This is a genomic window from Clostridiales bacterium FE2011 (assembly GCA_017569305.1).
Lineage (GTDB): Bacteria > Bacillota > Clostridia > Christensenellales > Aristaeellaceae > Aristaeella.
This window is the reverse complement of the sequence record CP069418.1, coordinates 3232326-3246661: the sequence shown is the minus strand read 5'-3', so window position 1 is coordinate 3246661 and position 14336 is coordinate 3232326. Positions and strand designations below refer to the sequence as shown.

General features: G+C 54.7%; 13 protein-coding genes and 1 other annotated feature. Of the genes, 4 read left to right on the top strand and 9 right to left on the bottom strand.

Features of this window, described 5'->3' with window-relative positions; translation table 11 throughout:
* Window positions 1-4 precede the first annotated feature (4 nt).
* The 7 genes from JRC49_14590 to JRC49_14560 all read right to left on the bottom strand — a co-directional run bounded on the left by JRC49_14590 (window position 5) and on the right by JRC49_14560 (window position 8650).
* Window positions 5-340 carry a DUF2273 domain-containing protein gene (locus JRC49_14590; GenBank protein ID QTE70991.1) on the bottom strand — a complete coding sequence of 112 codons (336 nt, stop codon included), beginning with the start codon at window positions 338-340 and terminating at the stop codon, window positions 5-7.
* Window positions 337-1329, bottom strand: coding sequence for an alkaline shock response membrane anchor protein AmaP (gene amaP, locus JRC49_14585; protein ID QTE70990.1), 993 nt, complete (start codon window positions 1327-1329; stop codon window positions 337-339). Before amaP ends, JRC49_14590 begins: the two co-directional genes overlap by 4 nt.
* A gap of 95 nt (window positions 1330-1424) precedes the next feature.
* A complete protein-coding gene (locus tag JRC49_14580; protein ID QTE72896.1) occupies window positions 1425-2021 on the bottom strand; it encodes an Asp23/Gls24 family envelope stress response protein in 597 nt (198 codons plus the stop codon).
* 115 nt (window positions 2022-2136) lie between these two features.
* The gene (gene aspS / locus JRC49_14575) at window positions 2137-3921 is read right to left on the bottom strand and encodes an aspartate--tRNA ligase (protein ID QTE70989.1); all 1785 of its coding nucleotides are present in this window, start codon (window positions 3919-3921) and stop codon (window positions 2137-2139) included.
* A 426-nt stretch (window positions 3922-4347) separates the two neighbouring features.
* Window positions 4348-5610 carry a histidine--tRNA ligase gene (locus JRC49_14570; GenBank protein QTE70988.1) on the bottom strand — a complete coding sequence of 421 codons (1263 nt, stop codon included), beginning with the start codon at window positions 5608-5610 and terminating at the stop codon, window positions 4348-4350.
* A 345-nt stretch (window positions 5611-5955) separates the two neighbouring features.
* The gene (gene aspS / locus JRC49_14565) at window positions 5956-7290 is read right to left on the bottom strand and encodes an aspartate--tRNA(Asn) ligase (protein ID QTE70987.1); all 1335 of its coding nucleotides are present in this window, start codon (window positions 7288-7290) and stop codon (window positions 5956-5958) included.
* A gap of 358 nt (window positions 7291-7648) precedes the next feature.
* Window positions 7649-8650 carry a peptidoglycan-binding protein gene (locus JRC49_14560; GenBank protein ID QTE70986.1) on the bottom strand — a complete coding sequence of 334 codons (1002 nt, stop codon included), beginning with the start codon at window positions 8648-8650 and terminating at the stop codon, window positions 7649-7651.
* Between the two features lie 564 nt (window positions 8651-9214).
* Window positions 9215-9343, top strand: a sequence feature (ribosomal protein L10 leader region).
* A 24-nt stretch (window positions 9344-9367) separates the two neighbouring features.
* Between JRC49_14560 and JRC49_14555 the strand changes: the two genes are divergently transcribed.
* From JRC49_14555 to JRC49_14540, 4 genes are all read left to right on the top strand, one after another.
* Window positions 9368-9868 carry a 50S ribosomal protein L10 gene (locus tag JRC49_14555; protein QTE70985.1) on the top strand — a complete coding sequence of 167 codons (501 nt, stop codon included), beginning with the start codon at window positions 9368-9370 and terminating at the stop codon, window positions 9866-9868.
* A 56-nt stretch (window positions 9869-9924) separates the two neighbouring features.
* Window positions 9925-10299, top strand: a complete 375-nt coding sequence (gene rplL / locus JRC49_14550) for a 50S ribosomal protein L7/L12 (protein ID QTE70984.1) — start codon at window positions 9925-9927, stop codon at window positions 10297-10299.
* Between the two features lie 150 nt (window positions 10300-10449).
* A complete protein-coding gene (locus JRC49_14545; GenBank protein ID QTE70983.1) occupies window positions 10450-11346 on the top strand; it encodes a peptidoglycan-binding protein in 897 nt (298 codons plus the stop codon).
* Between the two features lie 55 nt (window positions 11347-11401).
* On the top strand, window positions 11402-12967 hold the full coding sequence (locus tag JRC49_14540; GenBank protein QTE70982.1) for a hypothetical protein: 1566 nt from the start codon (window positions 11402-11404) through the stop codon (window positions 12965-12967).
* Here JRC49_14540 and JRC49_14535 read toward each other — a convergent pair.
* Window positions 12964-13797 (bottom strand): diaminopimelate epimerase, encoded by an 834-nt coding sequence (locus tag JRC49_14535; protein ID QTE70981.1) that lies wholly within the window; start codon window positions 13795-13797, stop codon window positions 12964-12966. The genes JRC49_14540 and JRC49_14535 overlap by 4 nt on opposite strands.
* The gene (locus tag JRC49_14530; GenBank protein ID QTE70980.1) at window positions 13794-14324 is read right to left on the bottom strand and encodes a hypothetical protein; all 531 of its coding nucleotides are present in this window, start codon (window positions 14322-14324) and stop codon (window positions 13794-13796) included. The genes JRC49_14535 and JRC49_14530 overlap by 4 nt, the downstream gene beginning before the upstream one ends.
* Window positions 14325-14336: the final 12 nt, after the last annotated feature.

Here is a 14336-nt window from a genome sequence, read left to right as displayed (position 1 = left end):
TGTATTACTCCTTATCGGTGGTTTTCTCTGCAGTCTTCTTTACAGTCTTTTTGGCGGGCTTGATGACCTCTTCCACAGCCTGCTCAACGGCGGACTGTTCCCGCTTCAGCTCGGTCTTCAGGTCGATAACCTTGACTTCCTTATCGGGGATCAGCTTGTTGGCCGTCGTCTTCATGAACTCGCGCTTGTTTTCCACTGTGCCCAGGAAATATCCCACTCCGAACAGCACACACAGCAGCAGGGTCTTCCAGAAACCGATCAGCATCATCAGGGCTCCGATGCCAACCAGGATTGCACCCAGTATCAGCCCGCACAGGGGCGTACCCTTCTTCAGATTCATTTGTCTTCGCTTCCTTCCTTCGTTTCTTCTTCAGGCTTTTCCTCAGCCTTCTCTTCAGCCGCTTCGGCCTTTTCTTCCACAGCCTTTTCCGCTTCCTCAGCGGCGGTTTCGGTTATCTCTTCCTTTTCCGGCGGCATCGGCATCACGCAGGGCTCCTCATAGCTGGAGAACAGCCGCTGATGCATGGGCCGGTCGTCTTCCTCCTCGGGGGCTTCCTTCTTCAGCTGCTCCGCCGCAACGACCGCAGCCTCGGGAACCACCACCGTGGGTTCTTCCGTTTCTTCCTCATTCTCCGCTTCGGCCGGTTCGGGCTTCGGAATCTCCGCCGCGATGGTTTCCAGCTCCTCGTCGGTGATTTCCTCTGTCTTTTCCTCAGCGGGTTCCACGGGCTTTTCTTCCTTCACGCCGCTGGAGGGCAATGCCCGGGCCGTCGGCGCTTCAATCGCGTACAGGGATTCGGTCGCTTCCGGACCGGAAGACTCAATCTGTACGCGGATATCCTTTACTTCCACACCGCTGCAGGCAGTCACATATTGCTTGATCTGCTGCTGCAGGGCATCCACGGTCAGCGGAATGCTCACGCCGCCGGCGACCGTGCCGCGAATGCGGATCAGCAGTCCGCCCTTCTGGTTTTCCAGCCGGACAGACTGTACGTTCAGCTCTTTATGGGGATCCAGGCACTTCTGCACCATGCTCTCCATCGCCTTGAGGGAGATGGACAGTTCGCCGTTCTCAGTCTTCTGCATGACGAACTTGTCATGCCTGCTCCGATGGCGGAACAGGATCAGCACACAGTAAACACCAAGGATCAACAGCAGCGCCAGGGCAACAATCAGCCAGATTCTCAGGCTTTCATCCGCCAGCAGGCGGCCGGCCCAGGCAATCACATTCTTATTGAAAAACAGCTGGGCAGTCAGCGCGGCACAGCCGGCCAGAACCAGCAGACCCGCGATCGCAACCAGGATCCTGTCCAGAATACGGATCTTCACGCGTCATACCTCCTTTTGTTCCCTGTTTTACGGTATAAAAATACCTTCCTTTTCAGGGAAAAAAGACAGAGGAATTCCTCCCCTGTCAGACAATGTCAGTCTTTCGCGGCGGGTTCATCGCCGTCGGCTTTTTCCGCGGTTTCCGCTTCGGGTTTCTTTTCAGCCTTGGCCTTGGGCTTGGACGCCTTGGGGGCAGGCTTTTTCACCGGCTCAGCAGCAGCGTGCGCTTCGGGCACGGGTTCGGGAGCGGGAGCAGGCTTCTCTTCCTTCTCCTTCTCGGGCAGGCGGACAGGTTCCTCCACCTCGCCGGCAGCCAGCACAGCCTGCTGGGCGCCAGCCTGCAGGGCCTTCTTATCCTGCTCGAAGCTGACGCTCTGCACATGCACGTCCACACGGACCACATGCAGGCCGGTCATGGACTCAATCGCCTTGCGCACGTTTTCCTGCGCGTCGGCGGCGGCCCGCTGGATCGGAATGCCGTATTCCACGATCACGTAAAGATCCACGGCCACCTCTTCGGTGCCGACTTCAACCTTTACGCCCTTGGTGACGTTGCGGTTCTTGCTCATGATGCTGCCGCTGACGGTGCACATGCCCGCAATGCCTTCCACTTCGTTGGCCGCGAGGCCAGCGATGATAGCCACCACCTCGTTATTGTAGGTGATGTTGGAAGAGGGCGTCAGGTCCTCCATGTTCTGCGGAAGGGTGGCACCCGTCTTTTTATCAGTCTTCACTGCCATAAGATCATCCTCCTTATCGGCGGAGTTCTAAATCCTAAATCCCAGTTATTATACCAGAATCCGCGCGTTATGACAACTGCTCGTCCTCGTCCTTGACAATGGCAATATGCAGTTCATCCAGCTGTTTCTGCTCCACGGTACCGGGGGCGCCCATCATGATATCCTGGGCGTTCTTGGTCATCGGGAACGGAATGACCTCACGGATGGTTTCGGCGGCGGCCAGCAGCATCACCATGCGGTCCACACCGGGAGCGATGCCGGCATGCGGCGGCGCACCGTAGCAGAAGGCATTGTACATGGCCGGGAACTTGGACTTCACATCGTCCTCGCCCAGGCCCACCAGCTCGAAGGCCTTGATCATGATCTCCGGATCATGGTTCCGGACCGCGCCGGAGGACAGCTCCACGCCGTTGACCACCAGGTCATACTGGTAAGCGGTGATGGACAGCGGATCCACCTCGCCGCGGGACGCCTTTTCCAAGATCTCCAGGCCGCCGTTGGGCATGGAGAAAGGATTGTGGCAGAACTCCAGCTCGCCGCTTTCCTCGCCGATCTCGTACATCGGGAAGTCCACGATCCAGCAGAACTCGTACTTTTCCTTGTCCATATGGTCCGGGCACATCTCGCCCAGCTTCTTGATCAGCACACCGGCGGTCTTCTGGGCCGCGCCCTTGCTGCCGGCGGACAGCGCCACGAAGGTGTTGGGGGCCAGGTTCAGCGCGCTGATGATCTCTTCCTTGTTCTCCTGCAGGAACTTGGCGATACCGCCGACGATCTCGCCGTTTTCATCCAGGCGGAACCAGTAGCTCTTGTTGCCGCTGACCACTTCCACGTCCGCGATCAGCTTATCAATCTGCTTGCGGGTGGCATTGAAATTGGTCACCGGGATCGCCTTAATAACGTTGCCTTCAAAGGGACCGAAGCCGCACTTGCCCAGCAGCGCCGTCACGTCCGTCACGGTCAGGTCAATGCGCAGGTCGGGCTTGTCGCTGCCGTAGGTTTCCATCGCTTCCAGGTACGGAATGCGGCGGAAAGGCGCGGAAGAAGCCGTGTTATAGGTACCGTACTTCGCGAACACCGGAGGCAGCACGTCCTCGATGACGGCGAACACGTCCTCCTGGGTGGCGAAAGCCATTTCCATATCCAGCTGATAGAACTCACCGGGGCTGCGGTCGCCGCGGGCGTCCTCATCGCGGAAGCAGGGGGCAATCTGGAAGTACTTGTCGAAGCCGCTGGTCATCAACAGCTGCTTGAACTGCTGCGGAGCCTGGGGCAGCGCATAGAACATGCCCGGATGCTTACGGGCCGGCACCAGATAGTCCCGGGCGCCTTCCGGAGAAGACGCGGTCAGGATCGGGGTGGTGATTTCCAGGAAGCCGTGGGCATTCATGGCCTGGCGCAGGGCGCTGACCACGTTGCAGCGCATGATGATGTTCTTTTTCACATCCGGATTGCGCAGGTCCAGGTAGCGATACTTCAGCCGGATGTTCTCATCCGCTTCGGTGCTGCGGCCGATCTGGAACGGCAGCGCATTATACCGGCACTTGCCCAGCACTTCCACGCTGTCCGGCACGACCTCAATATCGCCGGTGTCCATCTTCGGGTTCTTGCTGGCGCGCTCCCGCACCGTACCGGTGACGGAAACCACGCTCTCCTTGTTCAGGTTCCGGAAAACCTGGAGGATCTTTTCATCCTCCACCACCAGCTGCGTATAACCATAGAAGTCCCGCAGCACGATGAAGGCCAGGTTGCCGCTGACCTCCCGAATGTTTTCCATCCAGCCGCTCAAACGGACCTGCTTACCGGCGTCTGTTAAACGGAGTTCGTTACATGTATGGGTACGGTACTGCATTGTTCGTTCCTCACAATTCATAATTCACAATTCATAATTCATAATTTTGATTACTTTTTTCTATAACATGTAGCTTTTTCGAAGGGAATCATCTAAGCCGACAATGTCATCTCATCCAAAGCCGCAGGCCGCGTGGAGAGATCATCCGCAACCTCAATCGTCGTGGCTCTCCACTGGGGAGACCACTCGTTTCGGTTGACCTCTCAGGGCTACCGCCCGTTCTCCACTGAGAAAGAGCCACTGGCTCTTTCTCCGGGCGCTCCGAACCCTCTGACGAAATATCTGCCACTGGCAGTCCTCAGAGGCTCGCCCTCCGCAGTCTGACAGCAACCCGCATGAGTTTTCTCAAAGTGCCTGTTTTACCGGCCCCACAATCCATAATTATGAATTATGAATTATGAATTGTGAATTTTTGCCGACAGGCAATCAACCTTTCATTTCCCGAATCGCTTCAGCCGCTTCCTCAACCTTGACAGTCTTCTCGGTGCCGTCCGCCATCTTCTTCAGCTTTACCAGGCCCTGGGCCGCCTCATCGTCACCGATGACCGCGGTCACGGGCGCGCCGGTCTTATTGGCAAACTTGAACTGAGCCTTCAGGCTGCGTCCGCAGTGATCCATATCCGCCTTGATGCCGGCAGCCCGCAGCTGCTGCACCAGGGAGAAGGCATGCTGTTTGTTCTCACCCATGTAGGTGACGAACACTTCATACCATTCCGGCTTCGGAATCTCAACACCTTCGCTTTCCAGCAGCATCAGCACGCGCTCCTCGCCCATGCCGAAGCCGACAGCCGGAATACTCTGATCACCGATTTCCTCCACCAGGTTATCGTACCGTCCGCCGCCGCAAACCGTCAGTTTGCCGTCCGGCGTCTCGGTCACGAGTTCAAACACGGTCTTGGTATAGTAATCCAGGCCGCGGACAATGCGGGGATTGACGCGGTACGGAATGCCGCTGCCATCCAGGCACTTCTTCAGCTGTTCAAAGTGCTCCTTGCACTCATCGCACAGCAGGTCCAGCATGCTGGGTGCGTCCTTGGTCAGCTCCTGGCAGTGCTTTTCCTTGCAGTCCAGCACGCGGAGCGGGTTCCGCTCAAAGCGTTCCTGGCAGGTGGGGCACATTTCGTGGATCCGCTCTCCCAGGAATTCCTTCAGACGCTTATGATACTCCGGCCGGCAGTTCCGGCAGCCGATGGAGTTGATTTCCACGCTCAGGTTTCCCACACCCAGATCCTGCAGCAGATGATAGGCCGTCAGGATCAGCTCTGCGTCCACGGTAGCTTCCTTCGCGCCGAAGCACTCCATACCAAACTGGTGATGCTCCCGCAGGCGGCCGTTCTGAGGATTCTCATAACGGAAGTGGGGTGAATAAATATAGTACAGCTTGCAGGGCAGCGGCTCGGCATACAGGTTATGCTCCAGGAAGCTGCGCACAGCGCCGGCTGTGCCTTCCGGCTTCAGGGTGACAGAACGCTTGCCCTTGTCCTCGAAGGTGTACATTTCCTTCTGGACCACATCCGTCGTATCCCCAATGCCGCGCAGGAACAGTTCAGTATGCTCGAAAACAGGCGTGCGTGATTCACGATAGCCGGCCAGAGCGGCGGCCTTGCGCATCTTGTCTTCGATGAATTGCCAGCGATAGCTGTCAGCGGGCAGTATGTCCCGCGTTCCCTTGGGTGCCTGAGTTAACATGGTGACTTTCCCCCTTAAAAATATACCGAAATATTATAACACAACATTTTGCCAGATTAAAGGGAAATGTTACGTGGGAAAGTTAAATGAAATATCGGCTTTCAGCCGATATGAAATATTCGTGCTGCGCACGAATGTGAAATATTTGACTTCGTCAAATGTGAAATATGCGGCCAACAGGCCGCATATGATATATACTCTTGTTCTCTTTTCAGGCATTTTAAGTAATTATCACATCCGCCGACAGGCGGATATTTCACATGGTGTCGCTTGCGACGCCATATTTCACATTGGCCGCAGGCCAATATTTCATATTCGTCGAAGACGAATATTTCATTTACATCCTTACGGTGTCAGCCTTGTCGGTCCTCTAAATATAAACATGGCTTCCTTGATCGGGAGCCCAAGGAGCAGCATGGTCAGCCGGTCTACGCCGATGCCGAAGCCGCCGTGGGGCGGGCAGCCATAGGCGAAGAACTCAAGATAGAACTCCACGTCCTTGTCCAGGCCCTTTTCCTGCGCCTGCTTCTTCAGAACGTCATACCGGTGCTCCCGCTGGGCGCCGGTAGTGATTTCCACGCCGCGCCAGATCAGGTCATAACCCTGGGGCACGCCGTTCTCATCCCGCATATGATAGAAAGCCCGCTTCTCCGCGTCATAATCGGTGACGAAGAGGAACTCGTGGTTGTAGTGTTTCTTCACCCACTCGTAGCTGAGCTTTTCAGCTTCGGTGGTCAGGTCACCTTTTTCGGACTCCGGCACGGAATAGCCGAATTCCTTTTCCAGTGCGTCATACAGATCCCGCAGTTTCACCACCGGGAAGGGCGTTTCGGGCACGATGACTTCCTTACCGAAGAGTTCCTGGATCTGGTCACCATAGGCTGCCTTCACTTCGGTCAGGGCCGCCTTCAGCAGTTCCTCCTCCATCTTCATCACGTCACGGAAAGAGGTGATGTAGCTGAACTCCAGGTCGAAGCCGGTGAACTCCGTGGTGTGCTTGCTGGTAAAGGACTTCTCAGCCCGGAACACAGGGCCGCACTCAAAGATCCGCTCAAAGCCGGCGGCCATGGCCATCTGCTTATAGAACTGGGGACTCTGGGCCAGGTAGGCCTTGCGGTCAAAGTATTTCACCTCAAACACGTCGGCGCCGCTTTCGCTGGCCGCACCGATCAGCTTGGGCGTATGAATCTCAATAAAGTTCTTCTTCAGCAGGTACTGCCGCAGGGCGTTCACCAGCACGGTCTGCACCTTGAACATCAGCTGGTTCTCATCCGTGCGCAGGTCAATCCAGCGGTAGTCGATCCGCTGGTCAATGCTGGAGCGTTCCACCGCCTGCTTTTTCTTGGTGGCCGGGATATCCTTGCGGACGATTGGCAGGGCGTTCGCGATGCTTTCCACCAGGATCTCTTCCGGCAGGATCTCGATGCCGCCCATTTTTACATACTCGTTCTTCACGGCCTTGCCGGATACGGTAATCACAGAGTCCTGGGTAATGGTATCCACGATCTCCGCCAGCTGAGGATTCGGCTCTTTCTCCAGGGTAATCTGGATTTTGCCCGTAATATCCTTCAATACAATAAAAGCCATGGCTTTGCTGTTGCGGATGTTTTCCACAAAACCCTGGACTTTCACTACTTCATTAATATGCTGTCCGACTTCCTGAGCATATACCCGTTCCATCTGTTTTCCCTCCGAATATGTTGATTCTGTTTGAAATAATATGCTTCTATACTCCGCATGTCAATTGCCAGATGTAAATGAAATATCGGCCTGCGGCCGATGTGAAATAAATCCGCTGACGCGGATTTGTGAAATATTTGCCTGACGGCAAATGTGAAATATGCGGCCATCCAGCCGCATATGATAGATACTTTTTCTCTTCTTATTGTCTTATCAGGTCATTATCACATCCGCCGACAGGCGGATATTTCACATGGTGCCGCTTGCGGCGCCATATTTCATATTGGCCGCAGGCCAATATTTCACATTTTCCGAAGGAAAATATTTCATTAGAAACACACATGGTGAGGCGAAAGCCTCACCATGTGTGTTTCATCGCTTCTGCTACGCAGTTCTGGTGCATTTCATCCACTTTCTTGGTTCCGTGGGTCTTGCTGCCGTAGAAGTGAATGCAGAAGTGTCCGTCAAAGTTGTTGTCCTTGATGGTCTGTGTTCCGTGGGGCATTCCGTTCATGGAAGCCGCGTACACATGGCCGTCATACTTTACCAACACGGCCCGGCGCTTCCAGCTCCAGTGGCCGTAGATGTCTTTCATTGTGGACGTGTCGTCCTTGCTGTTCGGCTCGGCGTCCAGATGATTGGCTCCGCTCCACCGCTTTGCGGTGAATACCTTTCCGGTCTTGATGTCCTTGACCTTGAAGGTCGCGCCTTTCGGGATCTTGCTGCTGCCGCCGTTAAACCAGTTGAGCCGCTCCGTCTTCAGCGTTCCGTCTGAATCAGAACCGGAGGTTTTGCTGTCTGCCTTCTTCGCGTCAGAGGAGTTCAGCTTCGCCAGGGTTTTCTTTCCGCACTTGCCGTCGTCATCCAGTCCATTGCGTTTCTGGAAGTTCTTGACGGCTTTCTTTGTACCGTTTCCGTAATCACCATCAATACTGCCGGAGTAATATCCCAGCTTCTTCAGTTTCTTTTGTACCTTTTTTACCGCATCACCCGTATCACCGGGACCGCAGGTACCATCGGATTTCTTGTTTTCTTCTTTCTTATCGGTCTTTTTTTCTGATTTCTTGCTGTCATCAGATTTACCGGATGATTTTGAATCATCCGATGAAACCTCAACATATTTCTTACTGACGTAGCCAGTATCTTTTCCGATGGTCACTTTGTACCAGCTTCCCGAAGTATCGTTGATGGTGATTTTATCCCCTTCATGCAGCACGCGGACTACATCGCTTTTGGAGTTCGCTTTCTCGCGCATGTTCAGGGCAGAAGCTGTCACTTTACCGGTCTTGGCGAGGGCAGCACAGAATGGGAGCATACAGAGAAGGATCGTAAGAATGGCTACGATCTTCCATTTCTTCATTCCGCTCACCCACCTTCCTAGGATAATTCATGGTTATTTTATTACAAATATATTAAGATGTCAACATTGTTCCGTAAAACATAGTCACAGAATCGTCTTTATCTACGCTATATATAGTGTTTTGTCGATTTGTATATACAATTCTCCAAAAATATCTGGCAATTATTCTCCCATATATTACAAATTCATGAAACGAGCTGTGTAACACTTCTCCCCCGATGATATATTTCATTTATATTGAAGAGTATCTGTCACATCCGACGGAAGTCGGATATTTCACAAGTGTCGAAGACACTTATTTCACATTGCGGGCCTGGCCGCAATATTTCATGCGGCGCAGCATGCGCTGTATTTCATTCACGGAACCAATAATTAATTCCCCCGCCCATCTGCCAGAGTCTTTTTTGCTGTTATCTGCGCTCAGCTTTCTCGATTTAGCGCCACTAAACCTTCAAAATCTGCGCTTGATCCCAACAAAAAACTCATCTGGCATCTGACGGACTCATTTAATTATTGTTTCCTGCCGCTTGACTTTCTTCAATATGTATGATATTATTCTCGTCGGTTTCGAAGAAACCAGTGCCGTAGACAGCCGGTATCGTAAGATTTAAAGGGGTTTCCCGCCTGCCGAGGTGTAAGTGGATTTCGTTATTATTCCCTTGCGCCTGCACGCAAGGGTTTCTTTAATTTCAAGCCAGGAATGAGGTGCGCAAGAAGATGAGCGCGAATCTGGAAGCAAAAAAGCAGGTCGTTTCTGACATTGTTGAGAAGCTGAAGAATGCCGAGTGCATGATGGTGGTTTCCTACAGCGGTCTGACCGTTGAACAGGTGACCGAGCTGCGTAAGCAGTGCCGTGAGAGCGATGTTCACTACTGTGTTCTGAAGAACCGTCTGGTGAACCGTGCCCTGCAGGAGCTGAAGATCGAAGGTCTGGAGAGCCTGCTGGAAGGCCCCAACGCCTTTGTGTTCAGCGACAAGGACGTCACCGCCGGCCCCAAGATCATTTCTCAGTTCATTGAGAAGAACAAGCTGACCTCCCTGGAAATCAAGGGCGGCCTGATGGGCACCGAAGTGATCGACGTCAAGGCCATCAAAGAACTGGCCGCTACCCCCAGCCGGGAAGAGCTGCTGGCCACCATGGTGGGCTGCCTGGTCTCCCCCGTATCTGCCCTGGTTTCCGTTCTCGAGCAGATTGCCGAGAAGAAGGAAGCTGCCTGATGAAAACAGCGGCCTAGAAAGAGCCGCATGACGAAAAAAAATGGAGGAAAAAGAAAATGACTAATCAGGAAATTCTCGAAGCCATTGAGTCTATGACTCTGCTTCAGGTTAAAGAACTCGTTGACGCTATGAAAGAAAAGTTCGGCGTGACCGGCGCTATCGCCGTTGCCGGTGGCCCCGCTGCCGGTGGTGCTGCTGCCGCTGCTGAAGAAGAAAAGACCGAATTCGACGTCGTGCTGAAGGATGCCGGCGCTGAGAAGATCAAGGTCATCAAGGTTGTCCGTGAAGTCGTTTCCGGCCTGGGCCTGAAGGAAGCTAAGGACATCGTTGAGTCCGCTCCCAAGACCATCAAGGAAGCTGTCTCCAAGGAAGAAGCCGAAAAGATCGCCGAGCAGTTCAAGGCTGTTGGCGCCACCGTCGAAATCAAGTAATTTCACATGGTGTTATCAAGGCGGACGCAATCGCGTCCGCCTTGTTTTATGCCTTCATTTCCTGTATAATAGTTTAGTGTGTTAGTCACACACATGACTAAACCGCCAAACACATTTTTGCATTCTTTTGCACAGAAATTGTTGTGAATTATGAATTATAAACGACTCCTTTCCTTTCTCTTCATCTTTCTGCTGACCGTATCATCCGCCTTTGCGGATGACAAACGCATCGACCCCGCATGGCCCGTACCGGACTATGTGGAACATCTGCTGGAAGTCGCCACGGAAGAAATAGGTTATACGGAAGATCACGGCCGATCCAAGTACGGGGCCTGGGCAGGAGATCCTGCCGCCCAGTGGTGCGCAGAATTCCTCTGCTGGTGTGTGGATCAGGTGGATCAGCGCTGGGGCACTTCCCTGCTCCGGAACGTTTATCCCTTCTACACCTCTTCCAATACCGGGCGGAACTTCTTCGTGCGCAACGGCCGCTATGTGGTCCGCAAGGGCAAAGTGGACGGCTGGGGATATCAGTGGCTGAAGGGACAGGATACCTTCATCAAATCCGGAGACTATGTTCCCCAGCCTGGAGACTGGGTATTCTTCAACTGGGGCGGCGGCACCGACACGGAGCATGTAGCCCTGGTGGAATACTGTACGGAAGACCGGGGCGGAAACATCACCGTCCACGTCATCGAGGGAAACAACCCCTCAGCCGTGGCCCAGAACACCTATGAGCTGAACAGCCCTTCCATCCTCGGTTACGGCACCGTCCGCGAGGTGGCGGACACCACCATGGTCTTCGGCAACCAGGGCGAGAAGGTTCGACAGCTGCAGGAACGGCTCGCCTATCTGGGATTCCTGAAAGCCGACCTGGTCACCGGCCGCTTCACCGACTCTACCACCGAGGCGCTGCGCGCCTACCAGGAGGCCCGGGGCCTGCGGGTCATAGGCGTTGCCAACCGGGAAACCCAGCAGCTGCTGGAAGAAGAATACAACCGGACATACCAGAATGACCCTGACATCTGGTCTGTTGTGGATGATGAATGAGGTTTCATCCGTTATTATCCCTGTGACTGATTTCCGCTGAAAGGATGTTTCTCTTATGAAACGGCGTTTTCTCTGCCTGCTCTGTGCCCTGTTCCTGCTGATTCCTTCCCTGGTTCCCGCGGAAGGCGTCCAGGCCGTGGACAATTACAGCTTCGATTTTGACTTTACCTTTACTATGAACGCGCAAGCCTTCCCGAAGCTGACTCGTTCCCGGATGGCCGGCTACGCGGCGCTCATCAACAAACTGGGACTCCGGGGCAATGTTGCCTGGACCCTCAGCACAGAGTCCTTCGAGCTGGACGCCGAGCTGTATTTCACAGACAAGCCTGACCTGACCTTCCCCTTCCGCGTTTACGGTGCGGAACCCCGAATCTTCATCACCTCCCCGCTGATCCAGGACGAGGTGCTGCTGCTGAATATGATCGCGCTGCTGGAATTCGGCGTCAAAACGAAGAAGACACTGGGCATCCCGCTGCCCTACCTGGCTTACCTCTATCCGCTGACCACCAAATATGCCTTTTCCAGCCTGACCGATATCTGGAATGAAGTCATCGGTTCCTATCCTGAAGGCGGAACGATCACCCCGGAGCAGCTCCGCAACCTGACCAGTCGATGGTCTGAGGAATTCCTGAACAATCCCGACCTCCAGCGCTGGATTACCGCCCTGGCCGACGGTTCCAACAACGCGCAGGACGCCGTGGAAGCCGAGTTGATGTCTGTACCGGATTATATTGAGAAAATCACCGGGTTCAAGGCCGTCACCATTACTGCCGGTGAAGGTTCCGAAACCTGGACAAACGAGAGCAGGCAAACGCTCTATTCCCGCCAGGAATCCGACGGTGCCCATTCCGTTTCCGTAACCCTTCCCGCCTCTGAAAACGGCTATGAGCCGTTGTTTAGCTACTCCAGCGCTAATGACGGTTCCACCGTCTCCTTCAAGCTGGAATCGTCCCTGAACCGGGATCCCTATGCCATTGTCCTCAAACCCGTTTCCGAAGAGGAAGAGCATACTGAGGAAACTGACGGCACCTATGACGAATATGAGGATGAGGACGGATACTACTACGACGAAGACTTTGACAACGAGTCCGAATCCGAGGGCGGTTATTACGATTACTATGACGATTACGGCGAATCCGGCACCCTGCGGGAAGAATCCCTGCCCGCCAGCCTGATTCACCTGACCGTTGACGCAGAGGGAATTCCTGCAAGCCTGCCCGCCGATTCCAGTTTCGATATGTTCATTAACCTGCTGGAAAAGATTTTCCCCAATTTCGGCGCAATTATCCACGGAGAGACAAAAAAAGACGGATCCCTGCTGCTGACCGTCCGGAAGCCGGACAATAACGGCATGGAATCCGAGGAAATCTTCTGCTGCACCGGAACACTGGTTCCGGCCGCTGCAAGGGATATACCGAACTATATGCAGAAGGAACTGGACGGAGTTTATAACGTCTTCTCCTTCAACGAACAGACGCTGGCTGAGTTCCGGAACAAGGTGCTTCCCCTGCTGGTGCGCAGCATCTTCAGATTCGTGGAAGCCGCTCCCACTTCAGCCTGCCAGAGCCTGCTGGATGACCTGACGGACAGCGGCATCCTGGACATGGTCATGAAATATTAAGCATCGTACTCCGTATCAAATACAAAGGCAGCGGGGCCTTCCTGGAACACATGATTCGTTTCAGCGTCCCACTCCACCGTAAGCGGTCCTCCGTTCAGTTCGAGGACCGCTTTTCTTTCGCACAATCCGTTCAACACAGTGGCCACCAGGGTTGCGCAGGCGCCGGTACCGCAGGCCAGGGTTTCCCCGCTGCCCCGCTCCCACACCCGCATCCGCAGGTGGGTCCGGTCCTTCACGGTCACAAACTCAACATTGGTCTTCCGTGGGAACAGCGGATTCACCTCAATGGAGGCGCCCACACCATGCACGTCAAAGCTGTCCGCGTCGTCCACAAAGATTACCGCGTGGGGATTGCCCATACTCACGCAAGTCATCTTATACTCATGGCCCAGGGCTGCTACCGGGGCGCCGATTACCGGGTTCGCGTTCACGTTCACCGGGATCTTCAGGCCTTCCAGCTCCGGTTCGCCCATGTCCACCCGGACGCTTTCGGTGACACCGTCCTCCACGGTCAGCTTCAGGATCTTGATACCAGCGCCGGTCATGAGGCTGATCTCTTCCTTGTCGCTCAGTCCCCGGTCATGGATATACTTGGCCACGCAGCGGGAGGCGTTTCCGCACATTTCCGCTTCGCTTCCGTCCGCGTTGAACATGCGCATCCGGAAGTCCGCTTCCTCGCAGGGCATGATCAGCACCAGGCCGTCAGATCCCACGCCGAAATGACGGTCGCTGATCTTCTGTGCCAGTGCCACCGGATCCTTCACGGTTTCTTCCAGACAGTTTACGTAGATATAATCGTTGCCCAGGCCCTGCATCTTGGTAATCTTCATCGAATCTCTCCCGCCGCGGCAATTACGGTACCGGTTCCTTCCGGCAGCCGCTCCGCTTCCTCTTCTGTTGTTTTCTGCCTGCGGATGAACTTGTTCAGCTCCTGCAGGCGCTTGATCCGGCCTTCCACCCGTTTCCCGGTCAGGGCCTTGCTGCGGTACCGGTCAAAGATGGCCCGCACGCCCATGGTCACCGGGATCGCGGCCCAGAAGCCGGTCAGGCCGGTCACAGCCGCGCCGACGCCCATGGCAGCGCCGGTTTTCACCATCCGGTACGCGCCGTCCTTCAGCCCGGTCATGCCGGGTTTCCGACCCAGCAGCACCTTGGAGCCTTCGCTCACCGAGATAATCATAAAGGGCAGCAGCCCTGTCACGCTCTCCGTCAGTTCCGTCAGCAGTCCGGTCTCCTCCAGGAGTCCCGTATCCACCGCGATCTCATCCGCATACGTCAGCCCCGTGGCAATCGTATCCACCACGGTGTCGTGCTGGCGCTTTTTATATTCCTTGACAAGTTCTTCGTAAGTCTTCACGTCGAACAACTC